This is a genomic window from Pantoea sp. X-Soil-OKNW-556 (assembly GCF_059730695.1).
Genome location: NZ_AP035990.1, coordinates 980,393 through 1,006,295, shown reverse-complemented (window position 1 = coordinate 1,006,295; position 25,903 = coordinate 980,393). Strand labels below are relative to the sequence as shown.

25 protein-coding genes and 1 tRNA gene are annotated in these 25,903 nt (G+C 53.1%); 11 read left to right on the top strand and 15 right to left on the bottom strand.

Features of this window, described 5'->3' with window-relative positions:
• Positions 1 to 331: 331 nt before the first annotated feature.
• The 9 genes from AC6I8T_RS04480 to AC6I8T_RS04440 form a co-directional block, all read right to left on the bottom strand.
• Entirely contained in the window at positions 332 to 796 is a 465-nt protein-coding gene (locus AC6I8T_RS04480; RefSeq protein WP_497833536.1) for a DUF6130 family protein, read from the bottom strand.
• A gap of 142 nt (positions 797 to 938) precedes the next feature.
• The gene (gene citG, locus AC6I8T_RS04475; protein ID WP_497833535.1) at positions 939 to 1,769 is read right to left on the bottom strand and encodes a triphosphoribosyl-dephospho-CoA synthase CitG; all 831 of its coding nucleotides are present in this window, start codon (positions 1,767 to 1,769) and stop codon (positions 939 to 941) included.
• A complete protein-coding gene (gene citX, locus AC6I8T_RS04470) occupies positions 1,747 to 2,286 on the bottom strand; it encodes a citrate lyase holo-[acyl-carrier protein] synthase (RefSeq protein WP_208724913.1) in 540 nt (179 codons plus the stop codon). The genes citG and citX overlap by 23 nt, the downstream gene beginning before the upstream one ends.
• Complete coding sequence (gene citF, locus AC6I8T_RS04465) at positions 2,283 to 3,809, bottom strand: citrate lyase subunit alpha (RefSeq protein ID WP_208724912.1); 1,527 nt, start codon at positions 3,807 to 3,809, stop codon at positions 2,283 to 2,285. The genes citX and citF overlap by 4 nt, the downstream gene beginning before the upstream one ends.
• Positions 3,810 to 3,819: 10 nt before the next feature.
• Positions 3,820 to 4,695: a citrate (pro-3S)-lyase subunit beta gene (gene citE / locus AC6I8T_RS04460; RefSeq protein WP_036628187.1), complete on the bottom strand. Its 876-nt coding sequence runs from the start codon at positions 4,693 to 4,695 to the stop codon at positions 3,820 to 3,822.
• The gene (citD, locus tag AC6I8T_RS04455) at positions 4,692 to 4,985 is read right to left on the bottom strand and encodes a citrate lyase acyl carrier protein (RefSeq protein ID WP_021186453.1); all 294 of its coding nucleotides are present in this window, start codon (positions 4,983 to 4,985) and stop codon (positions 4,692 to 4,694) included. The genes citE and citD overlap by 4 nt, the downstream gene beginning before the upstream one ends.
• A gap of 17 nt (positions 4,986 to 5,002) precedes the next feature.
• Positions 5,003 to 6,022 (bottom strand): [citrate (pro-3S)-lyase] ligase, encoded by a 1,020-nt coding sequence (gene citC, locus AC6I8T_RS04450; protein WP_021186452.1) that lies wholly within the window; start codon positions 6,020 to 6,022, stop codon positions 5,003 to 5,005.
• Between the two features lie 15 nt (positions 6,023 to 6,037).
• Positions 6,038 to 6,901, bottom strand: coding sequence for a fumarylacetoacetate hydrolase family protein (locus AC6I8T_RS04445; protein ID WP_208724911.1), 864 nt, complete (start codon positions 6,899 to 6,901; stop codon positions 6,038 to 6,040).
• A 22-nt stretch (positions 6,902 to 6,923) separates the two neighbouring features.
• Complete coding sequence (locus tag AC6I8T_RS04440) at positions 6,924 to 8,282, bottom strand: 2-hydroxycarboxylate transporter family protein (protein ID WP_036628181.1); 1,359 nt, start codon at positions 8,280 to 8,282, stop codon at positions 6,924 to 6,926.
• A gap of 334 nt (positions 8,283 to 8,616) precedes the next feature.
• Between AC6I8T_RS04440 and AC6I8T_RS04435 the strand changes: the two genes are divergently transcribed.
• The 5 genes from AC6I8T_RS04435 (at position 8,617) to AC6I8T_RS04415 (ending at position 13,957) form a co-directional block, all read left to right on the top strand.
• Positions 8,617 to 10,254, top strand: coding sequence for an ATP-binding protein (locus AC6I8T_RS04435; protein ID WP_497833534.1), 1,638 nt, complete (start codon positions 8,617 to 8,619; stop codon positions 10,252 to 10,254).
• Positions 10,244 to 10,939: a response regulator gene (locus AC6I8T_RS04430; protein WP_208724909.1), complete on the top strand. Its 696-nt coding sequence runs from the start codon at positions 10,244 to 10,246 to the stop codon at positions 10,937 to 10,939. The genes AC6I8T_RS04435 and AC6I8T_RS04430 overlap by 11 nt, the downstream gene beginning before the upstream one ends.
• A 547-nt stretch (positions 10,940 to 11,486) precedes the next feature.
• Entirely contained in the window at positions 11,487 to 12,086 is a 600-nt protein-coding gene (locus AC6I8T_RS04425; RefSeq protein ID WP_208724908.1) for a hypothetical protein, read from the top strand.
• Between the two features lie 178 nt (positions 12,087 to 12,264).
• Positions 12,265 to 13,530, top strand: a complete 1,266-nt coding sequence (locus AC6I8T_RS04420; RefSeq protein ID WP_497833533.1) for a PAAR domain-containing protein — start codon at positions 12,265 to 12,267, stop codon at positions 13,528 to 13,530.
• Positions 13,523 to 13,957 carry a DUF943 family protein gene (locus AC6I8T_RS04415; protein ID WP_497833532.1) on the top strand — a complete coding sequence of 145 codons (435 nt, stop codon included), beginning with the start codon at positions 13,523 to 13,525 and terminating at the stop codon, positions 13,955 to 13,957. The genes AC6I8T_RS04420 and AC6I8T_RS04415 overlap by 8 nt, the downstream gene beginning before the upstream one ends.
• 222 nt (positions 13,958 to 14,179) lie before the next feature.
• On the opposite strand, the gene AC6I8T_RS04410 is transcribed toward AC6I8T_RS04415, so the two are convergent.
• A tRNA-Thr gene (locus AC6I8T_RS04410) sits at positions 14,180 to 14,255 on the bottom strand.
• 382 nt (positions 14,256 to 14,637) lie between these two features.
• Between AC6I8T_RS04410 and AC6I8T_RS04405 the strand changes: the two genes are divergently transcribed.
• Together AC6I8T_RS04405 and AC6I8T_RS04400 are read left to right on the top strand one after the other, a co-directional pair.
• Complete coding sequence (locus AC6I8T_RS04405; protein WP_497833531.1) at positions 14,638 to 14,847, top strand: DUF1471 domain-containing protein; 210 nt, start codon at positions 14,638 to 14,640, stop codon at positions 14,845 to 14,847.
• Between the two features lie 123 nt (positions 14,848 to 14,970).
• Entirely contained in the window at positions 14,971 to 15,186 is a 216-nt protein-coding gene (locus AC6I8T_RS04400; RefSeq protein ID WP_013508022.1) for a YdgH/BhsA/McbA-like domain containing protein, read from the top strand.
• 153 nt (positions 15,187 to 15,339) lie between these two features.
• Here AC6I8T_RS04400 and proA read toward each other — a convergent pair whose 3' ends face one another.
• Complete coding sequence (gene proA / locus AC6I8T_RS04395; RefSeq protein WP_208725490.1) at positions 15,340 to 16,593, bottom strand: glutamate-5-semialdehyde dehydrogenase; 1,254 nt, start codon at positions 16,591 to 16,593, stop codon at positions 15,340 to 15,342.
• A 10-nt stretch (positions 16,594 to 16,603) separates the two neighbouring features.
• A complete protein-coding gene (proB, locus tag AC6I8T_RS04390; protein WP_021186172.1) occupies positions 16,604 to 17,707 on the bottom strand; it encodes a glutamate 5-kinase in 1,104 nt (367 codons plus the stop codon).
• Between the two features lie 251 nt (positions 17,708 to 17,958).
• Here proB and ompC point away from each other — a divergent pair, with 251 nt between their 5' ends.
• Positions 17,959 to 19,074 (top strand): porin OmpC, encoded by a 1,116-nt coding sequence (gene ompC / locus AC6I8T_RS04385; RefSeq protein ID WP_208724903.1) that lies wholly within the window; start codon positions 17,959 to 17,961, stop codon positions 19,072 to 19,074.
• A gap of 64 nt (positions 19,075 to 19,138) precedes the next feature.
• On the opposite strand, the gene crl is transcribed toward ompC, so the two are convergent.
• The 3 genes from crl to gpt all read right to left on the bottom strand — a co-directional run bounded on the left by crl (position 19,139) and on the right by gpt (position 21,410).
• Positions 19,139 to 19,540: a sigma factor-binding protein Crl gene (gene crl, locus AC6I8T_RS04380; protein WP_208724902.1), complete on the bottom strand. Its 402-nt coding sequence runs from the start codon at positions 19,538 to 19,540 to the stop codon at positions 19,139 to 19,141.
• A 45-nt stretch (positions 19,541 to 19,585) separates the two neighbouring features.
• Positions 19,586 to 20,833: an esterase FrsA gene (gene frsA / locus AC6I8T_RS04375; RefSeq protein ID WP_021186169.1), complete on the bottom strand. Its 1,248-nt coding sequence runs from the start codon at positions 20,831 to 20,833 to the stop codon at positions 19,586 to 19,588.
• 118 nt (positions 20,834 to 20,951) lie between these two features.
• Positions 20,952 to 21,410, bottom strand: a complete 459-nt coding sequence (gpt, locus tag AC6I8T_RS04370) for a xanthine phosphoribosyltransferase (RefSeq protein ID WP_021186168.1) — start codon at positions 21,408 to 21,410, stop codon at positions 20,952 to 20,954.
• Between the two features lie 254 nt (positions 21,411 to 21,664).
• Between gpt and pepD the strand changes: the two genes are divergently transcribed.
• The 3 genes from pepD to AC6I8T_RS04355 all read left to right on the top strand — a co-directional run bounded on the left by pepD (position 21,665) and on the right by AC6I8T_RS04355 (position 25,886).
• Complete coding sequence (pepD, locus tag AC6I8T_RS04365) at positions 21,665 to 23,125, top strand: beta-Ala-His dipeptidase (RefSeq protein WP_021186167.1); 1,461 nt, start codon at positions 21,665 to 21,667, stop codon at positions 23,123 to 23,125.
• Between the two features lie 260 nt (positions 23,126 to 23,385).
• Entirely contained in the window at positions 23,386 to 24,891 is a 1,506-nt protein-coding gene (locus AC6I8T_RS04360) for a sugar ABC transporter ATP-binding protein (protein WP_497833530.1), read from the top strand.
• Positions 24,888 to 25,886 carry an ABC transporter permease gene (locus AC6I8T_RS04355; protein ID WP_021186165.1) on the top strand — a complete coding sequence of 333 codons (999 nt, stop codon included), beginning with the start codon at positions 24,888 to 24,890 and terminating at the stop codon, positions 25,884 to 25,886. The genes AC6I8T_RS04360 and AC6I8T_RS04355 overlap by 4 nt, the downstream gene beginning before the upstream one ends.
• Positions 25,887 to 25,903 lie beyond the last annotated feature (17 nt).

Genomic DNA, 25,903 nt, shown 5'->3' with positions numbered 1-25,903 from the left:
GAGCGCACTGCAACAGGCCATAAGCCAAAAAATTGCGATCTGATTCAAAACTCTACTCGATAATCTTACCGGGCAGGGTTATAAGGTCAATGTCAGCTATATCAAACCGGAATTTCCGTATCAGCCATCATCCCGTAATGGTGCCAAATAGATTAGCCAGCATGAATTAAGAATTGATGCATTGATTAGCGCAGGTCGTCGAAATACCAGGAATAAAGTGAAGGTAATGTAAGGTGATGTACCAAAATATTTCTGCGGTGTTTTTTCCACCGTAACATTTACTCCACGCTCACTCCTGGCGGTTATACACGCGCGTCCTTCAACTGGGGGGTTAATGCGACGCAGCGACATGCTCAGGAACGATGAATTCCACCGTTTTGCTGTCCAGCGGTTTATGCGTGGGATCGGCAAGAATAACGGTCACTTTATGCTTGCCTGCGGGCAACCCTACCAGGATCACCGGTTCCCCACTGGCGTCAGCCCAATGCCAGGGATTGCCGTCAACAACGACGTGGATATGACCGATACGTGGCGTGACCTTTAACGCCTCTGGCCCAAATACCGGTTCGATACGCAGGTTTTCCGCCCGATATTGAATAAATACCGCGCCCTTACGCAGCGGCCCGGCCAGCGGCGCATCAACGATAAGCCTCGCTGGTGGCTGTGGTTTTTCCAGCGGCGCGACGGCGGCAGGCCCCAGGACGTCGCCCGCACTAAGGCCGCCCAGCTCGGCGGCCCATGCGCAGGTGGCGGATGAGAACAATATCGGGGAAATAAGGATCAGTTTACTCAGCATGATGGTGGCTCCTGTGGGTAAGTAAATAACAACAGACACAGAAGACCACGCTGATGTATCGGCTTTATTTGGGCGATGCCGCGTTATGTATTGCTCTGTAACACCCGCCGCGTCAGATACAGAGAGAAACCAAAAAAGATGATCATGCGAGTGCAGCCAGCACCCAGGCGACGGCCAGCAAATCGGCACTGCCGCCAGGACTTAAACGCCGCGCCATTAACGCCTGATCCATCTGGTGCAGCGCGGCGTTATCCCAACCGGTTGCCAACAGCATCGCGGCATATCGCTGGACATAGCGCAGCCCTGCCTCGCCCCCACGCGACACCAGATTGCTGTCCGGGTTTGATGCCATCAGGCGCAGCAAAGCATGTTGTAACTGCCGCTCGCCCTGCTCCAGATGCCAGAATGGCAGCACCCTATTGCGTACCGTGGCGAAGCCACTTTCCACCTCACCACGCGCGCCCGTCAGGCCATAGTCACGAAACTGCTGCTCCCCGGCAGTACAACAGGTTTTGCGGTTAACCAGTTCACGCGCTACCAGGCCTCGACATATCTCACTCACCTGACGGCACAAGGCGTCAGCACTCACCCTGCGCCCCTGCCCCTGCAAACGCCCGGCAGCAAAGCACAGCAATCCCAGGGAGAAAATGCCGCCTTTGTGGGTATTCACCCCACTGGTGGCAGTGAACATCGCCTGCTCGCAAGCAATACCCGCCGGACGTAACAAACGCAGCTGTTCCGCGGCGGGATGGTGCGCATGCTCAAACCCGATGTTGGCAAAAACCGTCAGCCAGGGGGTGATGGCCGTAATGCTGGTTAACAGCAAGGCATGATCCATATCCTGATGCGAACCGTTATTAGCCCGATCCACCAGCCCCGGTTTCGGCGTTAAATCCAGTTCCAGACGCAACGCCAGTGCCGCAAGGCCGGGCACGTCGGGTTCTGTGGCGTTAATCGCGAGCAAACCAGCCATCAATCATGTTCTCCACACGCGCTACCACCTCCTCAAGCGGATGGCGGCGCGAACGCGCGCAACCATGCGCCGGTTGATCGCAGACCAGACAACGACGGGTGTGCAAATCCAGTGAATGTCGTCCAATCTGCCCCAGTTGCGGGCAAAACACGTCAAAATCCCACAACCTGCCGAGCGGGAAGGTTTGTTCCAGTTCGACGCACTGCGCTTTGATTTCCACTGCCGGATGTTCCACGCACCACAGCGCTTCCGGTCCGGTTTCCAGCCACAACACCTGGTGGGCCAGCACCGGCCAGCGATGCTGCCACAGCAGTTGGTCGCAGGCCTGCACAGCCACCCCCATGGTGTTGCGATAACGGATGCTGTCTTTCACCGCTCCCGGTGTCACCAGCGTCAGCGAAATGATCGGTTGTTGATAGCGAGTGAGCCAGTCAGCCTGACGCGCCGCGCGAGCCTCTTTCGCCGCCAGCAGCGCTGTCAGACTGACGCCCGCTTGCACGGGCGTCATCATGGTCATAGTTCTTCCTCTTTAACCTGCCGAACAACGTCAATCACGCTGCCATCGCGATAGCGGATCACCCCGACAATGCGGTCGGTAAAGGCGATCGGTTTGGGTTCACCGGTCAGCGAAACCGCACGCTGATAGAGCGCCTCGATATCGACCACTTTCAACCCGGCGGCCAGCAAGCGCTCGCGAATTTCCGGGCGCGCCGGATTCACCGCGATACCGTGGTCGGTCACCAGCACATCAATACTCTCGCCGGGCGTCAGCCGGGTGGTGACGCGTTTAACCACGGTGGGAATGCGACTGCGCAGCAGCGGCGCGACCACAATCGTCAGATTGGCGGCGGCGGCAACGTCGCAGTGACCACCAGAGGCACCGCGCATCACGCCATCGGAGCCGGTAATGACGTTCACGTTGAATTCAACGTCAATTTCCAGTGCGCTCAGGATCACCACATCAAGTTGATCGCAACTGGCCGCTTTGCCGCCGGGATTGGCATACACGTCGGTGGAGATCTCCACATGATTCGGGTTGCGATGCAGTGAGGCCGCCGCTTCACTGTCAAAGCATTGGGTATCGAGTAATTTTTCGATCAACCCCTTTTCGTGCAGATCGACCAGGCCCCCGGTGATACCACCAAGAGCAAAACGCGCTTTGACGCCGTGGCGCGCCATTTTTTCTTCCATAAAACGGGTGGCCGCCGTGGCCGCTGCGCCCGAACCGGTCTGCATCGAAAAGCCTGGGCGGAAATAGCCCGAGTGTTCAATCACATCGGCGGCGTAGCGGGCAATCATCAGCTCACGCGGGTTGCTGGTGACGCGTGCCGCCCCAACGCTGATTTTCGCCGGATCACCCACACTGGCGACCTGAACGATCAAATCCACCTGATCCTGGCCGAGGCTGGCGGGCATATTGGGAAACGGCACCAGCTCCTCGGTCAGCAGCACCACCTTTTTGGCGAAACGGGCATCAACCATTGCATAACCGAGCGACCCACACGCGGAACGGCCTTGCGTACCATTGGCGTTGCCAAACTCGTCGCTGCACGGCACGCCAAGGAAAGCGACATCAATGTTCAGTTCGCCATCCTGTAATAGCTTGACCCGACCACCGTGGGAATGGATCTGCACCGGTTCTTTCATCAGACCATGTGAAATCGCTTCCGCCAGTTTGCCGCGCATCCCGGAGGTGTAGATACGCGTGATCACTCCGCTTCGAATATGCTCGATCAGCGCATCGTTGCAGGTCATCAGCGAACTGGAAGCCAGCGTCAGATTTTTAAATCCGAGCCGTGCCAGCACCGCCACCACATTGTTGATAACCTGATCGCCTTCGCGAAATGCGTGGTGGAAGGAGATGGTCATACCATCCTGTAAGCCGCTACGCGCGATGGCATCATCCAGCGAGGCACACAATTTACGGGTGTGTTTGGCATGGATATCTGCCAGCCACGGCGTGGTGTGATGGGCGCTTTCAAAAGGTTTTAACTCACGCAGATGCGGGAAATTAACGTGAAGAAGTTCTGTTTGATTCATGATTTTTTCCTTAACGCCGCACGCCGGATGCCGCCGCACGCTCCAGCACCATCAGCGCGTGATTGATAATCGGGGCATCGATCATTTTGCCGTTTAGCGACACCACGCCGAGGCCATTACGCTCACCCTCTTCTGCTGCTTCGATCACGCGTTGCGCGTGATCCACTTCCTGCTGAGTGGGTGCATAGGCGTTATGCAGCAGATCAATCTGGCGCGGGTTGATTAACGATTTGCCGTTAAAACCCATTTTGCGGATCAGCTCGACTTCACGCAGAAAACCGGCTTCATCGTTCACGTCTGACCACACCACGTCAAAAGCATCGATACCGGCAGCGCGGGCGGCGTGCAGCACGGCACAACGGGCATAGAACAACTCGGTGCCATCGCCACGTTCGGTTTGCATATCCATCACATAATCGAAAGCCGCCAACGCAATGCCGATCAGCCGCTGGGAGCTGCGCGCGATCGCCACGGCGTTGATTACACCAATCGCGGATTCAATCGCCGCCATCACTCGCGTAGATCCGACTTCACGACCACAAGCTAACTCGATCCGTTCGAGGTGACGCTCCAGTTCGTAGATATCTTCCGGGGTATCGGTTTTCGGCAAGCGCACCACATCAACACCCGCACGCACCACCGCCTCCAGATCCGGCAAACCAAACGGCGTGTTCAATGGGTTAATGCGTACCACGGTTTCAATGTCCTGATACATCGGGTGCTGCAATGCATGGAACACCAGCAAACGCGCGGTATCTTTTTCCCGGAGTGCGACCGCGTCTTCCAGATCGAACATGATCGAATCAGGCCGATAGATAAAGGCTGTGGAGAGCATGGCCGCATTGGCCCCCGGCAAGAACAGCATGCTTCGGCGTAGTTTCCTCATAGCAGTTTTCCCCAATCGATCTCCGCGTCTGGTGCGGCACGCAGTATGGCGCTTTGCAAACGAGCGCGGATCACACAATCCAGCGCGCCTTTGTCTTCGATAATGATCAAGCCCTGATGGACCTGCATATCACGCAGCGTGCTGTGCACCACCTGGCGGATCTGATCGCCGAACTGCTTGATCACCTCGCTATGAATCACCACTTCCAACCCGTCTCCGGCGGGGGCGATTTTTACCATCAGGTCGCTGGACTCCAGGGTTCCCGCCAGCGCCTCCCTCACAATTTTCATATTTATATTCCTGATTTTTAAGCAACTTCTGCGCTGTAATGGGATGTCAGATGCGCAAAAGTGGTATCCGGTACGATTTCCCGAATGCGGGAAAACTGGTGTGTTTTTAATAAGCGCCGCACTTCTGAAGCCGAGATGGCATGGCCTGCGGCTTTGATACGCGGGATTTCCACCACCTCCACCGCGCCCGCCAGCAGCTGATGCATGCTGTGGTTGTACTGGCGGGTGATGTCGCAAAACGGTTCGCTGCCGATAAAGCGATGGGTAATACCTAACGCCGGGGCGATATGGTTGCGGAACAGCAGCAGGTCGATCTCACTCCACGCCTGCTGGACCTTGCCGGTTTCTTTCAGGAAATAGGCCGGAAAGGTGGCGCGCGAGATGATGTACTGAGAACCTTCATGCAAGGTGATATTGGGCAGATGGGCGACGCCGCTCTGCACCATTTTCCAGCGTGCGCTATAGGGGAAGAACGAAGCGTCTTCACTGACCACAAACAGGTGCAGCCAGTCACAACGTGCTGCCGCCTGCTCCACCAGATAACGATGCCCCAGCGTAAAAGGGTTGGCGTTCATCACAATCGCGCCAATACGTTGCCCGGCGACACGGCTGGCCTGCAATGAACGACAGTAGCGCTGAATACCTGAAGGGGTGTTTTCCAGCAGAATGGCGTTCTCTCCACTCTGTACCACCGGCCAGAACCCGTTACGCTGGAACCGTTCCCGGTTGCAGGGGCGCGTGCACAGGAACAAGTGAAAATGTCCACGCGCCAGCGCCAGGTGTTCCACTTCAGCCAGCAACTGTGCGCTGAGATTTTCACCGCGCCACTGCTCATCAATGGCGACACATTTGATAACGTTAGCGGCGAGGCCAGCGCAGCCCACCAGCCGATCGTTCGACCAGGCTTCAACAAAGGTGGTGATGTCGCTGTCCATGCCTAATCCGCTATCCGCCAGCAGCGCACGGATAGTCTCGCGCCGCCGGGTATTACCGCTGACTTCCGCGATGCGGAAGTCGATGGGGGGTCGTGGTTGCATAATCTCGCCTGCGCCTCAGTGCGTCGCCGTCAGCGCGTGAGCTGGCGCATCGATAATCACATTGCTGAGGTGGCCGATGTTTTCAATCTCCACTTCAATGCGATCGCCTGCCTGCATAAACAGCGGTGGATTGCGTTTCTTACCCACGCCGCCCGGCGAGCCGGTAATGATGACGTCTCCGGCATGCAGGCTGGTGAAGGTGCTGATGTACTCAATGAGTTCGGCGACTTTATGGATCATGCTGGCGGTGTTGTCATCCTGCACCATGCGGCCATTCAACCAGGTGCGAATTGCCAGCCGATGCGGGTCCGGGATTTCATCGGCGGTGGTCATCCACGGGCCAAATGCGCCGGTCTGCCGCCAGTTTTTTCCGGCGGTAAACCAGGTGTGCTGCCAGTCACGCGCGGAGCCGTCCATATAACAGCTGTAGCCCGCCACATGATTCAGCGCGTCCTCGCGTGCGATATCCTCGCCGCTTTGACCAATGATCACCGCCAGCTCACCTTCATAATCAAATTCGCTGGAGTGGCGCGGTTTCAGTACCGGCGCGTTATGGCCGGTTTGCGAGTCGGCAAAACGCACAAATAACGTCGGTGCCGGGTTATGTTGATCAAACTCTTTACGCTTTTCGGCGTAGTTCATGCCGACGCAAAGAATCTTCCCTGGGTTATCAATCACCGGTAACAATTCAAGATCGTTAAAGCGCAGATCCGGCACCTCCTGGCTTAGCTGTTGCGCTTCAGATAAGGCGTTGGCAGCGAGCAGCGATTTTAAATCCGCGTAGCGGTCACCAAGACGGCGACCCAGATCGATCACACCGTTATCCCTGACGATGCCGTAGCTACGCTTTCCCTGGTGGACAAAGCTTGCAAGTTTCATATTCGTTCCTGTAACGCATAAATCAGACGAGGAAGTTGCCGAGGATGAGCAGCGATACCGACACGTTGATCGCCCCGCCGATACGGGTGGCAATTTGAGCAAATGGCATCAGGCTCATACGGTTACCCGCGGTGAGGATGGCGACATCCCCGGTGCCCCCCTGACCGCTCTGGCAGCAGGAGACGATGGCGACATCGATAGGATGCATACCGATCTTTTTGCCGACAAAGAAGCCCGTCGCGACCAGTGCAGAAACGGTGCTGACGATCACCAGCAGGTTATTGATGGTGAATGCGTGCACCAGTTCCTCCCACGGCGTAATCGCCACGCCAACGGCAAACAGGATGGGATAGGTCACCGAGGTCTGGAAGAATTTGTACACCACCTGCGACCCTTCCAGCAGGCGTGGTGAAACACCGTGTGCCAGCTTGATCAGCACCGCGACAAACAGCATGCCAACCGGCGCTGGCAGGCCAATCAGTTTGTGGCCGAGCATACCGATCATGTACAACAGCACCGCCAACAGCGCCCCGGCGGCGATGGTAGTGACATCGGTTTTACCCGGTGCCGCTTCTGGCGCTTTGGTGTCGCCGTTGCTGCGGTTTGGCATCAGTTGGCCTTCACCGGTCAAATGCGGAAAACGCTTACCAAGTTGGTTCAGGCAGCCGGAGATAATGATCGCCGTCAGACCACCCAGCATCACCATTGGCAACACGCGACCAAGCGCAACGCCCTGATCCATATGCAGCAGCGTGGCGTAGCCAATTGACAGCGGGATCGCCCCTTCGCCAACGCCACCGGCCATGATCGGCAGAATAATAAAGAAGAAGATCTGGAAAGGTTCCATACCGAGCATCAGGCCAACGCCCATTCCCACCAGCATGCCGACGATTTCACCGCACAACATGGGGAAGAAAATACGCAGGAATCCCTGAATCAGGGTGGTGCGATTCATGCTCATGATGCTGCCGACAATAATGCAGCAGATGTAGAGATAGAGGATGTTGGTGGATTTATAGAATTTGGTGGTGGACTCCACCACCACATCCGGCAGCAGGCCATAGTAGACCATCGCTGACGGGATAAAGGTGGCGCAAATCGCAGCAGCCCCCAGTTTGCCCACAATCGGTAGACGTTTGCCAAACTCACCACAGGCAAAACCGAAAAACGCCAGTGTCGCGACCATCACCACAATATCGCTGGGTAACTTGCCGCCCAGACAATCGATAGCAATCAACGCCCCGGCCAGCAGAAATAATGGCAATGGAATAATCCCGATTTTCCAGGTATCCATAATATGCCACCACCGGTCCTTAAGTGATTTCTTTTGAATCGCCAATGATTCAGAGGTAACAGAAAACGAATCGTCAGTTGTGCTCATAATTAAGCCCCTTGGTTATTTTGTGCCTTCAGGGTAAAGGGCTAATGGCGTAGGTTATGTGAGGGAAAGCATAATAAAACCGGAGTTTTAATGGCACCTATGGTTTTTATGGTTTCTTTTATTTTCTGTGATTCACACCTTAATTATTGCCGTGGTTTTAATGGTTTTTATATCCAGAGGTACATGTTAATAACATTTCCAAAAATGAGTATTTAACATGTCATTTTTTGCGCCAGATCTTGCTGTGCAAGGGATCACAAGTTTCCAGTAAACTACGCACAATGATGATAAAAAATGGTACATTGGCGCTTTGCTGGCTGTGGTGTGTGCCGTTATGAAGCTATCCTTCCAAATCAAACTTTTTATTTCTCTGGTGCTGTTCTTCTCCGGTTTGTTTGTTTTGCTCGGCATTTATTACTACCAGGATGTCAGTCGCCAGCTTTATCAGGAAATGAGCACCAGAGCAAAAATACAGGCAGAAGAGATCGCGATTATTCCGAATTTGCGCAAGGCGGTCGCAGACAAAGATATTCCGGCGATTAATCAATTTATGCACCAGGTGGTTTTGCATAGCGATGCCAGCTTTATTGTGGTGGGGGATAATAAGGGAATTCATCTATTTCATTCGGCGCACGGGGAGGTTGTCGGCAAAAAGTTGATTGGCGGCGACAATGACGCAGTGCTGCGCGGAATCAGCACCACCACGATTCGCAAAGGTGGGCTGGGAATATCTCTGCGCAGCAAAGCGCCGATATTTGACGATAACCATCAGGTGATCGGCATTATCTCAGTGGGTTATCTCACCAGCTATCTCGACACCATTACGCTGAGTAAAGTGATCAATATCTTTATCGCCGCCGTGTTGCTGCTGGCCGCCCTGTTTATCTTTTCCTGGTTTTTCACCCGCGGGATCAAAAAACAGATTTTCTCGCTGGAACCACGGGAAATTGGTCTGCTGGTACGCCAGCAGAAAGCCATGATGGAATCCATCTATGAAGGGGTCATTGCGGTCGACAGTGAGCTGCGCATTGAAGTGATCAATCAGGCAGCACGCAAACTTTTAGGGTTGAGCCAGCCAACCCGCCTGCTACGTGGTCATCCTATTAGCGAGGTGATTGCTCCAGTGCCCTTTTTCACCCGCGAGGTGATACTGGAAAACGATACCCACGACGAAATTTGCCGTTTCAATCAGTTAACGGTGATCGCCAGCCGGGTGCGAATTAAGCTGGAGGATGAATTGCAGGGGTGGGTCATCACCTTTCGAGATCGCAACGAAATTGACAGCCTGAGTGCGCAACTCAGCCAGGTTAAACGCTATGTCGATAATCTGCGCATCATGCGCCATGAACAGTTAAATCGCATGACCACCCTCTCCGGGCTGTTGCATATGGGACGTTACGACGAAGCGGTGCGCTATATCCAGGCCCAGTCAGAGCATGCGCAGGAACTGCTGGACTTTATCTCCGCCCGTTTTAGCTCACCGACGCTGTGCGGCCTGCTGTTAGGCAAAGCGGCGCGGGCGCGTGAAAAAGGCGTGGCGTTAGCCTTTGATCCGTTATGCGAGATGGCGCGACCTTGTCGTATGCTGGGAGAGGCCGAGCTGATCTCAATCATCGGTAACCTGCTGGATAATGCAATCGAAGCCACCCAGCGCTCTCCTCTGCCTCACGATCCAGTGGAAGTACTGATCCTGCTTAATGAGCGGGAGCTGATCATTGAGGTGGCGGATCAAGGTATCGGTATCGATCCGACCATTCGTGAGCATATTTTTGAACGCGGGATGACCACCAAGCGCAGTGGCGATCATGGCATCGGCCTGTATTTAATCGCCAGCTATGTCACGCAGGTTGGCGGGTCGATTGAAGTCTCTAACAATGCCCCGCGAGGTACGATTTTTTCGTTATTTATTCCTGAAATGGGCGACCAGGCGCGTCCCGTTCCGACGCTGGAAGAACAGTATTATGCAACCTGAAATGATAGACGTATTGATTGTAGAAGATGAAAACACACTCGCGCAGTTGCATGCCGATCTGATCGGCGAACATCCACGCCTGCGGCTGGTGGGGGTTGCCTCGTCACTCGCTGAAGCTCGGGTGTTAATGAAGAGCAAGCAGCCAAAGCTGGTGCTGCTCGACAATTATTTGCCGGACGGTAAAGGCATCACGTTGATCAGCGATCCATTGGTTTTGCACGCCAACTGTTCGGTAATTTTTATCACTGCCGCCAGCGATATGGATACCTGTAGCCAGGCAATCCGCAATGGTGCCTTCGACTATATTCTCAAGCCTGTCTCATGGAAGCGTTTAAGCCAATCACTGGAACGTTTTGTGCAATTCGCCGAACAGCAGCGAGTATGGAAGATTGTTGATCAGCAAAACGTTGATTCGCTCTATCAACTTCAGGCGAAAAATTACCGCCAGGATAACGGCAGCAAAGGTATAGAAGAAAAGACGCTGGCGCTGGTACAAAGAATGTTTGCCGAAGCCGCACAACGTTGTTTTTCCGTGGACGAGGTGGTGAGCGAAACCGGACTGAGTAAAACCACTACCCGACGCTATCTGGAACACTGCGTCGATGCGGGTTTTCTGGCGGTGGAGATGCAGTACGGCAAGATTGGTCATCCGAGGAGGATGTATCGACGGGTTGCGGAGTCATGATGGGAAATGCGCGGCACGGTGGTCGCTTTTGATGCATCGTTCTGCGTGACTTACCTCAAATTTAATCGTTTACGATACCCGATGTAAAAACAACGTCGTATACTTTCGCTCTTGCCTGAAAAGCATTAATTAACAATAAAATCATATAGTTAAAAACATCATTTTCAATGACTCACCTTTCGGGTGTGGCAACGCTTGACCGTACGTAAATGGTCGTACAAAATACAAGAAATGTAGAATGGCTTTCAAAGAGATAAAGTCTAAGGCATAAGCTGTCTGAAAAATAGATGCTATGACCATGAAGCAAGGTGCGATATTGATACGAAGAATCTATTTCTGTTGGGGAAATAGACGAAGAATATGTAATTTCTTTGATACAGCGAACATTTGGGGATCAATATACTTACAGCCCACATCATCAGGACAGTCATACTTACGTTCATCTATGCCGTCCATATAAAGATGGCTGTTATTGGTACGTAAAGTTTTATTTCATTGAACCCGACATTATCTTTATCAGCGTTCATAGATAGCAGGAGAGGTTAAGATGAGAATCGTTAAAGAAGGTGATACACGACAGGTTATCTGCCATAACTGTGGAAAAAGTCAGGCGACCTATTTATTACGCGATGTCGATTTCAATGATAAAAGTGGCACTGTTAAAAATATTTTAGCGGCTGTATGTAATAACTGCCATGAAGTCGTCAGCATTCCAGCGCAATCGACACCAAAGATCAAAGAGGAGTACGAAAAAATAAGGGCATCTTTAGAGGTAAGGGTTCCGGCACATTTTCTGGACATCTTAAATGTAGCCTCTCAGAAAATAAACCCCGCTGTGGATGATAGCTTCAGCCGTGCGCTGATACTTTATTATATTCATGCCTTAAACTCTGGACGCTATGAGCAGCCGGATTTAGCAAAGCTATTGAATGGTGATTTAGCCAAAGCCAAAGCTTCAAAAAGAATCTCGATAAAGATAACTCCCTGGCAGCTCAACGAACTCAATGAGCTTATGGCGAAGCAACATATTGAAAAAAATACCGATGTAATTAAAGCCGTAATACTTAAGATAAATGAAGACATTATCCAGAATGACAAACCCGAACAACTTTCTGAATTAAGAAATGTTGCGGCTGCATTTTCATAATGCTGCCAACTGAATCAACAGATAATGAATTGGCTAAAGTTGACCATTCATGTTAATCAGAGCCGCTTCACATTTTTTGAATTTCCCTGCATCAAATGATTTTTGCTGATTTACTCACTACCGATTAAAAAGTAGACTCCCCCGCTGGCGGATAAAAGGGCAACACAGGACCAGGGAAATGGCGAAAGGCATCGTGCTTTGTCAGGGTGACAAGACTAAATGCGGCGGTAAAATTACCGCAGGAACAGCGCAAGGTTTTTCTTTCGGTAAGCCTCAGGCAAGGGAAGGCGATCCTGTTACCTGTGGGAAAAATGGCAAAACGTATCGAATCATTGGCGGTATATCTCACTATACCAGCGGACCCGATAATAAGCGTATTGCCGGCTCGCTGGACAGCCACAGCTCCTGCCCCTGTAAGGCGAAAATTATTCCTTCCAATCTTTATCCTACTTATACGCAGGAAGATGTTGCGGGGATACGGGGAATGGGGGAAAGAACTTTTCCTTCAGCAACTGAGCTGAAGCCTGAAATGCAGTCTGAACTTACACAAGTCGCACCAACAATCAGGGACGATATAAAACCTGAACCGTTGCCCCTACCCGCGCTGATTTTTCAAACCATAAGGCAGATGGATGATTATCAGGCTGACGATATGCGGCATGGTGACCTGGATATTGTCACACTGAGAGACCGTTTTAATATTGACGTGCATGAAGTTTCTACGAAGGTTAATCCCCATACTCTGAAATTAAAAGCACCCATCGGATCCCATATATTCAAATCCCCGTATTCATTGCCTGATTTTGGGTTAAAAGAAATGCCATCCGTCAGTAAAGAACAATGTGCTGCATTGATGTTTGACGAGTTTCGCGAGCTGGCGAAGCTGTTTTCCTTTCATGGTGAATATAAAAATGTGATCACTGAGATGATTACGCATATGCAAGGAAATACAGGAGGGATTTTCAAAAGCTCCTTGCTGGATAAAGCCTTGAAAGAGCTGATATTGACTGACAACTCAGAGAAAAGCACTTTGTTGAAAATTAAAGAAATATTAATAGATGGGATAAATTTTAGACATCAAATTTACCCACTAAAATATAACAATGAACTTTTCTCAGGAATTAAAGAAAATACAATATTACCTAAATTCGACCGTATGATGGACAAGACTAACGGCCTTGTTATTACTGTGCATGATATTTGGTCAGCAAATATCACCCTCGAATCATTAAAAATACATAACAATGCATTTCAGGCGAAGGTAAATTATCGCATTCAAGATCACTTTGGCCTCGATGATATCGATATAATCAATCCAATTTATAAGCAGCTTCGCATTTTTAGGTTGTGGTTCACTCTTCAGCGTTGGGATGAATATGACTACAAACCGTTTATTACAGAAATGAACGCGACTGTTGACATAAGCGGCTGGAAAAATGAATAAACACAAAATAAGAACTTTCATAGGAATGATATTTTTTTCAGGGCTTACCTACATTCTTTGGAGTTTTTTAACTCCTGTTGAGATAGTTGCAGTATATGGTAAAAATGAATGCAAGAAAGTTTATGACTGTCATGGTGACGTCATACTGGTCAGAAATTTCCCCCATTTAAAAAAAATGCAAATTACATGGTGGGAGAACAACAAAAAAATAATTAATGAAAAATATAACATTCCACACAAACGTGATGATGGTTACTACAGTATATCTATACAAGGATTTGGCGATGGATTTCGAGTTGACCGTGGAACGGATGAGGACTCAGATTTGCTATGTTTTTATGAAATACCAACCGAGGCTAGATGCATTAAGAAAGACCCACTAATAAATATTGGGTGGAGTAGAAACAGAGGTTTTTTTTACAACTAAAAACAATATACTCGCACTGAAGAAATACGATTAATTCATCTCTGGATTCATTATTTTTGTTACGCTGATAGTATATATATTTAAACGGGTAAGATAACTCAGATCGCCTCTGACATAAATCACCTGGCATCACCTGCACGAAAGCTGGATACAATTTGGAGTGTGCATTGTAAAAGGGAGAACGTTATTGGCCTGAAACTAAAGTAGGTAATTGAAATTACATGGTGCCGATAATAGGAGTCGAACCTACGACCTTCGCATTACGAATGCGCTGCTCTACCAACTGAGCTATACCGGCATTGAGGCGGATAACTACGGGGCAATAAGTTAGAAAAAACCGCCAAACGAGTCAAGTGGCAACATACCGCGGGCGGAACTTATCAGCATTCCCTGATAAAACCGTTCATATCGCAAACACCCACCTGTAGGTAGCGGCGCGATTTATCGCGCGGGTTTAAACCCCGGAGTTGCCTGAAAACCGCACGATAAATCGCGCCGCTGCGACTCCTTCAACCAAAGGTGTCTGCTGAACAGGAAAGATTCATCGCGCATATTATATTCAATTTTTTTGAATTCTTTCAGCAAATCCCTCAGCTTTTACTCACCCGGCGACAGGTCTATTCTCTCTCACATCGAGGCACAACGCCTCACCGATTAAACAAACTTCTGAGGAAATGACCATGAAATCCATCAAAAATTTCGTTGCAGTTGCCGCCCTGTCACTGGTTTCTTTCGGTAGCTTTGCGCAGAGCATCACTGCCTCCGCTTCTACCCTGGATGGCGCAGAAGCCAAAATCGCTGCACAGGCCAAACAGGCAGGGGCGTCATACAAAATCACCGGCGCACGCGTGGACAACGGTGCTTACCTGTCAGCTGAACTGACTAAATAGGGTAATAATTAGCACGATCACAGTTGTCGCACTAATTATCAATTATGAAACGATAACTGTAGTTATTATTACTTTCATCGAAGGAACACAGCCTTCCAAACAAACAAATTAAGGATTAAGACCATGAAAACTATCAAAGCACTGTCAATCGCCGCTGTCGCCGCTCTTTCCCTGATGTCAGCAGCCAGCTTCGCGCAAAGCATCTCTGTTACCTCTTCAACGCTGGACGGTGCAGAAGCGAAAATCGCCGCGCAGGCAGCACAGCAGGGTGCACAGTACAAAATCACCGAAGCGAACACCAATAACCGTGTTCACATGACCGCAGAACTGTACAAATAACGGATGGTCGTACAGGGACGTGCCGGAAGAGGTCGCCGCAAGGCGGCCTTTTTCGCATCTGGAGACTGGACAGTTGCGCGATAAATCGCGTCGCTACAAATCAGTGACAAAAAAGGCACCATAAAAGGTGCCTGTTTTTCATCTGACAACACATCAAGCGCGTGGCGTATCGTCGCCCCAGCCAATCCATTTGTAGGTAGTTAACGCTTCCAGACCCATTGGCCCGCGCGCATGCAGTTTTTGCGTGCTGACTGCCACTTCAGCCCCAAGACCAAACTGGCCGCCGTCAGTAAAACGGGTGCTGGCATTGACGTACACCGCCGAGGAATCCACCTGATTAACGAAGCGGTTAGCATTGCCAATGCTGCGCGTCAGGATGCCATCGGAGTGCTGGGTGCCGTGTTCACGGATATGATCGATAGCCTCATCAATATTATCCACCAGCTTGACGTTAAGATCGTTCGACAGCCACTCATCGTCATACTCGGCAGCCTGCACCGCAACCACGCTGGCCGGGCCGTTCTGCACCAGACCAATTATGTTTTCATCGGCGTGCAGGGTAATTTTTTCATCCGCCATCCGTTGCAGGAAAGCCGGGATAAAACGCGCCACCTGATCACGATGAATCAGCAGCGTTTCCAGCGAGTTACAGGCACTCGGGCGCTGTTTTTTGGCGTTAACGATTACCGTCAATGCCGCCTCTGTCTCCATAGTTTCATCAAGGTAAAGATGACACACGCCGATCCCGCCGGTGATCACCGGGATGGTAGAGTTTTCACGGCACAGCTTGTGCAGGCCAGCGCCGCCACGCGGGATCAGCATGTCGACATAGCGATCAAGCTTCAGCAGTTGATTCACCAGTTCGCGATCCGGGTTCTCAATCGCCTGTACCGCACCCGCCGGTAAACCGTGCTGCATCAGGGCATTCTGAATCACCCGCACTGTCGCGGCGTTGGTACGATACGTCTCTTTGCCGCCGCGCAGAATCGCCGCATTGCCGGTTTTCAGACACAGCGATGCAACATCCACCGTCACATTGGGACGTGCTTCATAAATCACCCCAACCACACCGAGGGGTACGCGACGACGTTCAATACGCAGACCGCTATCGAGCAACCCGCCATCAATCAATTGCCCGACCGGGTCGGCCAGACGGCACACCTGACGCACATCATCGGCAATACCTTTCAGACGCTGCGGGTTGAGTGTCAGACGATCCAGCAGCGCTTCGCTCATACCGTTCTGGCGCGCATCGGCCAGATCCAGCTCATTGGCCGCAAGGATATCTGCGCTTTCCGCTTCCAGCCGATCGGCGATGGTCAGCAGCACCTGATTTTTCTGTGCGGTGGAGAGTTCCGCCAGTTTGTACGACGCTGCCCGCGCCGCTTTACCCATTTCTTCTAACATCATCCGCTCCTTAACTGACGATCATATCGTCGCGGTGCACCGCCACCGGGCCATATTCATAACCGAGGATCTCGCCAATCTGCTGGCTGTGATGCCCGGCGATCATCCGCATCGCATCGCTATTATAACGCGTTACGCCGTGGGCAATATCACGCCCCTCAAGGCTACGAATACGGATCACTTCCCCACGCGAGAAGTTGCCCTGCACCTCACGGATACCCTTCGGCAGCAGTGAGCTGCCGCGTTCAAGAATCGCCGCCAGCGCACCATCATCCACGGTGAGTTCACCGGCCGGTGGTGCGCCAAAGATCCAGCGTTTACGGTTTTCCAGCGGCGTTTGCTGAGCATGGAAACGGGTGCCAACTGGCTTACCTTCAATCACTTCGCCAATCACATTGCTACGGCTTCCGGCAGCGATAATCACGTCGATACCGGCGCGACAGGCCACATCCGCCGCCTGCAACTTGGTCGCCATACCGCCAGTGCCCAGGCCCGAGACGCTGCCACCCGCCAGGGTACGCAACGCATCGTCGATCTGGTGTACATCGCTGATCAATTCAGCTTCCGGGTTGCTACGCGGATCAGCGGTAAATAACCCCTGTTGATCGGTCAGCAACAACAATTTGTCGGCCCCGGCTAACATTGCCGCCAGCGCGGAGAGGTTGTCGTTATCGCCAACTTTAATTTCGGCGGTAGCAACCGCATCGTTCTCGTTGATCACCGGCACGATATGGTTGTCGAGCAGCGCACGCAGCGTATCGCGCGCATACAGGAAGCGCTCGCGATCTTCCATATCCGCACGCGTCAGCAGCATCTGGCCGATATGGATGCCATAAATGGAGAACAACTGCTCCCACAATTGAATCAGACGGCTCTGCCCCACCGCAGCCAGCAGCTGCTTTGAGGCGATGGTAGGTGGCAGTTCCGGGTAACCAAGGTGTTCGCGCCCGGCCGCCATAGCGCCCGAAGTAACGATAACGATACGATGGCCCGCCGCGTGCTGCTGTGCACACTGACGAACCAGCTCCACCATATGCGCCCGATTCAGTCGACGTGAACCGCCGGTGAGAACGCTGGTACCCAACTTGACCACAAGGGTCTGACTGCCACTCATGTTTTTCCTGCCATATAAGAAAAAAGTTCTGCGAAGGGACGTTTTATCAGGAGTGAGCAAGGAAGCCAACAGCCACCGGGGGAAAAGCACAAAATTCCCCGGACAATGCCGTAGACCAAAAGTTCGCGATTAACAAGAAAACAGAAAAACTGTCATAAAACTTTCATCGCCACCCGGTAAAAAGTCCCCGTGATTTATTACAAGTCCTTTCACGGGCATAACAAATTTTACTCATTGGGATTGATAGCAAAATGATGAAAAGCAAACTGGCATTAGTCGTCTCCGCGCTGGCTCTGGCCTCCACCGCACATGCCGCCGAAGTGTATAACAAAGACGGTAACAAACTGGACTTCTACGGCAAGGTGAAAGCTGAACACTACCTGAGCGACAATGCCAGCTCAGACGGTGACAAATCATACGTGCGCATTGGCTTTAAAGGCCAAACGCAGATCAACGACCTGATGACCGGTTACGGCCAGTGGGAATATCAGTACAACGTCAACAACTCGGAAGGTTCAGACGCCAACAGCGGCAACAAAACCCGCCTGGGCTTTGCCGGTCTAAAGTTCAGCCAGTACGGTTCATTCGACTACGGCCGTAACTACGGCGTGCTGTATGACGTGGAAGGCCTGACGGACGTGTTCCCGGAATTCGGTGGTGACGGCACCGCACGCTCTGACAACTTTATGACCCAGCGCGCCACTGGCGTCGCCACTTACCGCAACAACAACTTCTTTGGCCTGGTGGATGGTCTGCGCTTCGCGCTGCAATATCAGGGCAAAAACGACGCCACCAGCGCCAACGCCCGTGGTAGCGCTACCGATACCTCCCGCCAGAACGGCGACGGCTACGGCGCATCGCTGGGTTACACCTTTGGTGACACCGGTATCAGCGCCATCAGCGCCATCACCTCTTCTGACCGCACCAACCAGCAGGAAGCCCGTACCTACGGTAAAGGCCAGAAAGCGGAGTCCTGGGGTGCTGGCCTGAAGTATGACGCCAACAGCGTTTACCTGGCCGCGATCTACACTGAAACCCGCAACATGACGCCAATCAGCGGCACTTATCAGGGAGCTTCAGTAGCCGGTGCGGCGAACAAAGCGCAGAACATCGAATTGGTGGCACAGTATCAGTTTGATTTCGGCCTGCGTCCGTCACTGGGCTATGTGCAGACCAAAGGCAAAGATATCGAAAACGGTATCGGCGATGCCGACCTGGTGAAATATATCGACGTGGGTGCGACTTACTACTTCAACAAAAACATGTCCATGATGGTGGATTACAAAATCAACCAACTGTCGGATGACAACAAACTGGCACTCAACAACGACGACGTTGTAGCTGTGGGCATGACTTACCAGTTCTAAAAACGTTTTACCCTCATTGTGTCTGTAATCAGAGGGCAGGCTCATCACCTGCCCTTTTTATTGGTTACGCGCTCAGCTTTACCGGTTGTTCATCAAATCCCGCAGCAGGTTTGAGATCCAGTTTCAGCTCATGCAGTGTCGCTTTAAGACGCTCGTGGAAGTTGCGCAGCGTCTCCTCAACTTTTGTATTGTTATCTTTGCCCTTGATGGCGGCAGCACTCCAGTTACCCGCTTTGTCGAACAGACCAAAGGTGTACTGATAGGTAAAGTGATCTTCCTGGGCTTCCAGCTCCATCCACCAACCCCAGAATTCACGGCTTTCCGGTGCCGGTTTCACATTGATGCATACGGCAAGGCAATCAAAGAAGAAGCGTGTTTCTTCGCATTTCCCTTCACGAATATAGGGGCCAAGCTCGGTGAAGCGCTTAAGCAGACGGCTGCGGGGGTGACCACTCGGTAACGACATGCTAATTCTCCCTTTTCGATTAACGGACCGTGTAACGATTGCTACTTAGTCTTTTAACTGCTTTGCCAGCCAGTCGCAAATCTGATTTAGCGCTTTGTCGAAGCTACTGAAGACCGGTGCGGTTGGAATCATCAGCGTTTTCCCCTGTGCCGAGGAGCTGGCAATCATCCGCGCATCCTCTTCAGGACAGAACAGATCGTTGTTCCAGTAAGCCGCCAGCATCGGGATCGGCGTACGGCGTCCCAACAACCCCTGCACTTTCAGCGAGTAGCGATTCAGTTCCGTACGCAGATTGCTGTCCGGGGTGGATGACATACCGAGGCGACTCGCCAGCATATCCATATACATATCCGGCAGCTGATCCTGACGCTGCGCATCGACAAACACGCCATGCACCATCGCACCCAGCGTGGCGACCGCACGCAAACGCGGCACTTCGAGATAAGCCAGTCGCGTTGCGACGTTGGCACCAAAACGGTAGCCAAATAACCCCACACGCGTGTGATCAATCCACGGGATGTTGTTCAGTTCACGCAGCACCTGCTGATGTAACTGGCTGGTGTCCTGATTCAGCGTCCATTTGCTGCTCAGCCCCACCGACGGCATATCCAGCGTCAGCATCGCGATACCGCGTGGAGCGAGGTAATCGTGGAACAGACGATAATGGTCGATTTGCAGCGAATCCAGCCCGCCGCACAGCATCACCGTCGGATAAGGCGCTTTGGCCTGCGCAGGCATATGCAGAAAGCCGGTCACCGGGCTGCCGCCGCTGATGGAGAAGGTCAGGGCTTTTAACTCGCCCGAAAGGCGCTGGGTGGCTTCTTCGTAAGCCCGGTTGGCGAGCACCTGCGCCTGATCGGCCAGCTCGTCACCTTTAATATAGGGATAGGCTGCCAGGCTGTAGAGATTGGCCGCGTGCAACCACTCCTGACCTGCCTGTTCAGGGTTTTCATCCTGCATCGCTTCCTGCTGCCACACCGCCGCCTGCTTCGACCACTCAAAATTCCAGTTGCCGCTGCGGTAGCCAATCACCGTATCCAGCAATTCATCGCTGGTGTGTTCAACATTGCTGATGGCGATACGCGCCAACACTTCGCTGATCTCCTGCGGCGTCAGTCCACGCCAGGTCCACAGCAGTTTGTTCAGCATGCGATACCAGCAATGCTGGGTATCCCCTTCCAGCGTGTTATGTACCTGGATTGGGCTATGGTGCTCACGTCGCACCAGGGCGGATGTTTCAGGGTGTTTGAAACGCGGTTTGAATAGCTCTTCGCTGAGGTTTTTGCTCGGCATCGTAAACTCTCTCCTGCGACGGTCACGGCGAGGATCAGTTTACTGCACCCGCACTGTCGGTGCGAGAGACAGAAAGCACAACGCCCGGCGAAACCGGGCGTTGTTTGCGTTACATCAATCAGCTTTTGACGATGGGGGGAATGTACACCACACCCATGTCCCACGGCTGTTCGATCCAGGTGTTCTGCGGGATATCGACGATGTAATCATCCACCAGCGCACGGCCTGCCGGTTTCGCAAAGATGGTGACGAAACGTGCTTTCGGGTACATATCGCGGATTGCCTGCGCGGTGCCACCGGTATCCACCAGATCGTCAATCACCACGAAGCCTTCACCATCACCTTCTGCGCGCTTCAGCACGGTCATCTCACGCTGATGGTCGTGATCGTAGCTGGAGATGCACACGGTATCGACGTAGCGAATACCCAGTTCACGCGCCAGCAATGATGCCGGCACCAGACCACCACGGCTTACCGCGATGATGCCTTTCCACTGTTCCACAGGAAGCAGGCGCTGGGCCAGTTTACGGGCATGAATCTGCAACATGTCCCAGGTGACGACGTATTTTTCGCTCATAAAAGGAGTCCCGGCCAATTGAAGTTGGCTTAAAAATGTGCAAGGGGGAATGGGTTGCGCGAGATTATAAGGATCTGTCGCATTAAAAACCAGCATCTGCACATCGGTTGCGGGTTTTTAACGCGCCTGATTACGCACCCGGCCAGAAACAGTGATATTCTCAGCCCCATCACGTCAGATGAGCTGACGGCGATCTTTCACTGGAACCCCGCGTGCGAGCGGCCTGTCCGCCACGCTGACACAGGAGACGCGTTGTGTCTGAATTGTCTCAACTTTCCCCCCAGCCGCTGTGGGATATTTTCGCCAAAATCTGCTCCATTCCACACCCGTCTTATCATGAAGAAGCGCTGGCCGAATACATCGTCGGCTGGGCCAAAGAGCAAGGATTTTGGGTTGAACGCGATCAGGTCGGAAACATCCTGATTCGTAAACCCGCCACCAAAGGCATGGAAAAACGCACGCCGGTCGCCTTGCAGGCGCATCTCGACATGGTGCCGCAGAAAAACAATGACACGGTGCACGACTTCACCAAAGATCCCATTCAGCCGTATATCGATGGCGAATGGGTGAAAGCGCGCGGCACCACGCTGGGTGCCGATAACGGCATCGGTATGGCCTCGGCGCTGGCAGTGCTGGCTGACAACAGCCTGACACACGGCCCGATTGAAGTGCTGCTGACCATGACGGAAGAATCCGGTATGGATGGCGCGTTTGGTTTACAACCAAACTGGTTGCAGGCCGATATCCTGATCAACACCGACTCAGAAGAAGAAGGTGAGATCTACATGGGTTGCGCGGGCGGTATCGATTTTATCACCACCCTGCCGTTGAGCCGTGAGGCAGTGCCTGCCGGTTATGAAACCCTGAAGCTGACGCTGAAAGGCCTGAAAGGCGGCCACTCCGGCGCAGATATCCACCTCGGTCTGGGCAATGCCAACAAGCTGCTGGCGCGCTTCCTCGCCGCCCATGCGCGCGCCCTTGATGTGCGTCTGATTGAGTTCACCGGCGGTACGCTGCGTAACGCCATCCCGCGTGAAGCCTTCGCGACCCTGGCGATCGACAGCCATAAAGTGGACGCGCTGAAATCAGCGGCGGCGCATTTCCAGGCGACGCTGCAAAACGAGCTGGGTATTAAAGAGAAGAACATCGCGTTGCTGAGCGAGCCGTTGGCGCATCAGGGCCAGGCGCTGACTGCCGACAGCCGTGATCGCTTCCTGAACCTGCTGAACACCACCCCGAACGGTGTGATCCGCAATTCAGACGTGGCGAAAGGCGTGGTGGAAACCTCGCTTAACGTCGGCGTGGTGACGATGGACCAGGACAACGCAGAAATCATCTGTCTGATCCGTTCGCTGATCGATACCGGTAAAGACTACGTGGTAGAAGTGCTGACCTCGCTGGGTGAGCTGGCGGGTGCTAAAACCGCACCGAAAGGCGGTTACCCAGGCTGGCAGCCGGATGCCGATTCGCCGATCATGGCGCTGACGCGTAAAACCTACGAAGCGCTGTTTAGCAAAACGCCGAACATTCAGGTGATCCACGCCGGTCTGGAGTGTGGTCTGTTCAAGAAACCGTATCCGAATATGGATATGGTCTCCATCGGACCGACCATCACTGGCCCGCACTCCCCGGATGAGCAGGTTCACATCGCCAGCGTCGGTTTGTACTGGCAGCTGCTGACCTCATTGCTGAACGTTGTGCCAGAAAAAGTGTAACTATTTCGTAAAGTGACTAACCAGGCTCCGGCCTGGTTTTTTTATGCCTGTTAACAACCCCAGCATAATTCGCTACAAATCCCTCACATCACCTCCCTCTTTCACCAGTGGCTTTGGTTACAGCCAGTTTTAGCCGCCGTTACGCCCAGATGTCTGGATGGCTAATAAGATTTTGTGCTAGCTTATGCGCTTTCGTTTGTTGCCGAGCCTGGATGTTCAGGAAAAAATGCGCCCAATTCTCTTTATTAAAGGCCCTGTCCATGAGTGCGATTAACCGCCTGGAGATGCGTAATATCTCCATCGCTTTTGGCGGTTTTGCCGCGCTGACCGAGGTGGATTTCACCACCGACGGTGGCTCGGTGCATGCGCTGACCGGCGCGAATGGCGCGGGGAAATCAACACTGATGGCGGTGCTGGCCGGTGCCCACAGCCATTATCACGGCGAGATCCTGCTCGACGGTGCTCCCGTCACCATTCGCTCACCGCGCGATGCTAAAAAACTGGGCATTCATCTGGTCCAGCAGGAAGTGGATGTGGCGCTGGTGCCACAGCTCAGCGTGGCGGAAAACATCCTGCTTGATCAGCTGGCAGAGCCCGGCCACGGTTATCGCTGGGGCGAGATCCGTCGCCAGGCGCGTGCGCTGCTGGAGCAGCTGGAAGTGAACATTGATGTCAAACGCCTGGTGGAACGCTGCTCGCTGGCGGAGAAGCAGCAGATTTTGCTGGCACGCGCCCTCTCCCACCACTGCCGCTTCCTGATTCTGGATGAACCCACCGCGCCGCTTGACCAGCATGAAAGCGAGCGTCTGTTTAACGTGGTACGCCGTTTACAGGGCAACGGCATTGGCGTGGTGTTTATTTCCCACCGTATCCATGAACTGAAAGCGATTTGCGACCAGCTGACGGTGCTGCGTGACGGACGGTTAATCGAAACCGCACCGATGGCCGCACTCAGCGGTGAACAAATCGTCGAGAAGATGCTCGGCCACCAGCTGACCGATGTCTACCCGCCACGTCGTGAACGTCAGTCGCAACCGCTGTTGCTGTCGGTGGAAGGTCTGCACGACGACCAGTTGTTGCAGGATATCTCGCTGCGTCTGCATAAAGGGGAGATCCTGGGGATCGCCGGTCTGGCCGGTGCCGGGAAAACCGAGCTGTGCAAAGCATTATTTGGTGCCAGCAAAAGCCGCGTCAGCAAAGGCGAGTTACATGGCAAGCCGTGGCAGCCGCGTTCCCCGTACGATTCGGTAGAAAATCGCATGGCGCTGGTGCCGGAAGAACGGCGTAAAGAAGGCATCTTTATTGATGAGTCGGTGGCGATGAACCTGAGCATCAGCGCCGATAACAGTTTCTCCCGCTGGAGCCTGTTTGGTCATCGCCAGGCCTGGCGCTGGGCGGAAGAGGTGATTAACCGCCTCAACGTGCGTACCACTGGTCCGGCGCAGACGCTGCGCCGCCTGTCCGGCGGTAACCAGCAGAAAGTGGCGATCGGCAAATGGCTGCGCAATAACGCTGACGTGCTGATTTTTGATGAACCGACTAAGGGTGTCGATATCAAGGCGAAAACCGATCTGTTCAGCCTGATCGACGGTTTAGCGCGGGAAGGCAAAGGCATCATCTACGCTTCGGGCGAGTTTTCCGAACTGGTGGGCCTGTGTGACCGTATTTGTGTGCTCTGGGATGGGCGCATTGTGGCAGAAATGGAGGGACGTGAGGCCACAGAAGAGACGCTTTTGCTTTATTCCACCGGAGGAACCCCTGCGTGAGCAGCAAAGAAATAATCCTGAACCCGCAGCCTTCTCTGCGCCATCAACTGTTTGATTTTCTCTATAAATGGGGCATGTTGCTGACGGTGGTGATCCTGATCGCTGCCTTTGGCCTCGCGTCAGACAGCTTCCTTGAACCCACCAATATCATCAACATTCTTCGCTCGATCGCCATTGTGACGGTGATTGCGATTGGCGTGTCAATCTCGCTGACCATCGGCGGCTTTGACTTGTCGGTTGGCTCCACCGCGTCGTTAGCAAACGCGCTGGTGATTTCGCTGTTCGTCTGGTACGGCTTTGGCACTACCGAGGCGATCATTATCACCCTGCTGCTGTGCACCCTTGTGGGCCTGTTTAACAGCTTCCTGATTGTGGTGCTGCGCATTCCCGACATGCTGGCGACCCTTGCCACCCTGTTCGTGATTCAGGGCGTGGCAATGACCTACAGCTTTGGCGGCTCGATTACCGAGAACATGGTGATGCCAAACGGCGACATGGCGGAAGGGGCCATTCCGGCAGGTTTTAACCTGCTCGGCCAGGTACCAACCATCGTCATTATTATGCTGGTGGTGACCGTGGTCGCCCAACTGGCGTTGTCGCTGACCAAACATGGCCGCCGTATGTATGCCCTTGGCGGCAACCCGGAAGCGGCGCGTCTCTCCGGCATTCGCACCACCCGCTATCGTGTGCTGGCTTATGTGATCGCCTCACTGCTGGCGGGTCTGGGCGGCATCTTGCTGGCATCGCGTATTGGCTCGTCACAGGTGAATGCCGGTGGCGGCTATCTGATGGATGCGGTGGCGGCGGCGTGGATTGGCTTCTCGCTGGCCGGTTCCGGCAAACCTAACGCGCTCGGCACCCTGGTGGGTGCGGTGATCCTCGGCGTGCTGCAAAACGGGCTGGTGATGCTTTCCGTGCCTTACTACGCGATGGACATTATTAAAGGCCTGGTGCTGGCTCTGGCCCTGGCGATTACCTATATCCAGCGCCGCTAAGGCGCTTCCCTTGAGAA

Bases quoted from the DNA above. Each gene is read 5' to 3' on its own strand.
- AC6I8T_RS04480 (WP_497833536.1), bottom strand. From the start codon at position 796: ATGCTGAGTAAACTGATCCTTATTTCCCCGATATTGTTCTCATCCGCC.
- citG (WP_497833535.1), bottom strand. From the start codon at position 1,769: ATGGCTGGTTTGCTCGCGATTAACGCCACAGAACCCGACGTGCCCGGC.
- citX (WP_208724913.1), bottom strand. From the start codon at position 2,286: ATGACCATGATGACGCCCGTGCAAGCGGGCGTCAGTCTGACAGCGCTG.
- citF (WP_208724912.1), bottom strand. From the start codon at position 3,809: ATGAATCAAACAGAACTTCTTCACGTTAATTTCCCGCATCTGCGTGAG.
- citE (WP_036628187.1), bottom strand. From the start codon at position 4,695: ATGAGGAAACTACGCCGAAGCATGCTGTTCTTGCCGGGGGCCAATGCG.
- citD (WP_021186453.1), bottom strand. From the start codon at position 4,985: ATGAAAATTGTGAGGGAGGCGCTGGCGGGAACCCTGGAGTCCAGCGAC.
- citC (WP_021186452.1), bottom strand. From the start codon at position 6,022: ATGCAACCACGACCCCCCATCGACTTCCGCATCGCGGAAGTCAGCGGT.
- AC6I8T_RS04445 (WP_208724911.1), bottom strand. From the start codon at position 6,901: ATGAAACTTGCAAGCTTTGTCCACCAGGGAAAGCGTAGCTACGGCATC.
- AC6I8T_RS04440 (WP_036628181.1), bottom strand. From the start codon at position 8,282: ATGAGCACAACTGACGATTCGTTTTCTGTTACCTCTGAATCATTGGCG.
- AC6I8T_RS04435 (WP_497833534.1), top strand. From the start codon at position 8,617: ATGAAGCTATCCTTCCAAATCAAACTTTTTATTTCTCTGGTGCTGTTC.
- AC6I8T_RS04430 (WP_208724909.1), top strand. From the start codon at position 10,244: ATGCAACCTGAAATGATAGACGTATTGATTGTAGAAGATGAAAACACA.
- AC6I8T_RS04425 (WP_208724908.1), top strand. From the start codon at position 11,487: ATGAGAATCGTTAAAGAAGGTGATACACGACAGGTTATCTGCCATAAC.
- AC6I8T_RS04420 (WP_497833533.1), top strand. From the start codon at position 12,265: ATGGCGAAAGGCATCGTGCTTTGTCAGGGTGACAAGACTAAATGCGGC.
- AC6I8T_RS04415 (WP_497833532.1), top strand. From the start codon at position 13,523: ATGAATAAACACAAAATAAGAACTTTCATAGGAATGATATTTTTTTCA.
- AC6I8T_RS04405 (WP_497833531.1), top strand. From the start codon at position 14,638: ATGAAATCCATCAAAAATTTCGTTGCAGTTGCCGCCCTGTCACTGGTT.
- AC6I8T_RS04400 (WP_013508022.1), top strand. From the start codon at position 14,971: ATGAAAACTATCAAAGCACTGTCAATCGCCGCTGTCGCCGCTCTTTCC.
- proA (WP_208725490.1), bottom strand. From the start codon at position 16,593: ATGTTAGAAGAAATGGGTAAAGCGGCGCGGGCAGCGTCGTACAAACTG.
- proB (WP_021186172.1), bottom strand. From the start codon at position 17,707: ATGAGTGGCAGTCAGACCCTTGTGGTCAAGTTGGGTACCAGCGTTCTC.
- ompC (WP_208724903.1), top strand. From the start codon at position 17,959: ATGATGAAAAGCAAACTGGCATTAGTCGTCTCCGCGCTGGCTCTGGCC.
- crl (WP_208724902.1), bottom strand. From the start codon at position 19,540: ATGTCGTTACCGAGTGGTCACCCCCGCAGCCGTCTGCTTAAGCGCTTC.
- frsA (WP_021186169.1), bottom strand. From the start codon at position 20,833: ATGCCGAGCAAAAACCTCAGCGAAGAGCTATTCAAACCGCGTTTCAAA.
- gpt (WP_021186168.1), bottom strand. From the start codon at position 21,410: ATGAGCGAAAAATACGTCGTCACCTGGGACATGTTGCAGATTCATGCC.
- AC6I8T_RS04360 (WP_497833530.1), top strand. From the start codon at position 23,386: ATGAGTGCGATTAACCGCCTGGAGATGCGTAATATCTCCATCGCTTTT.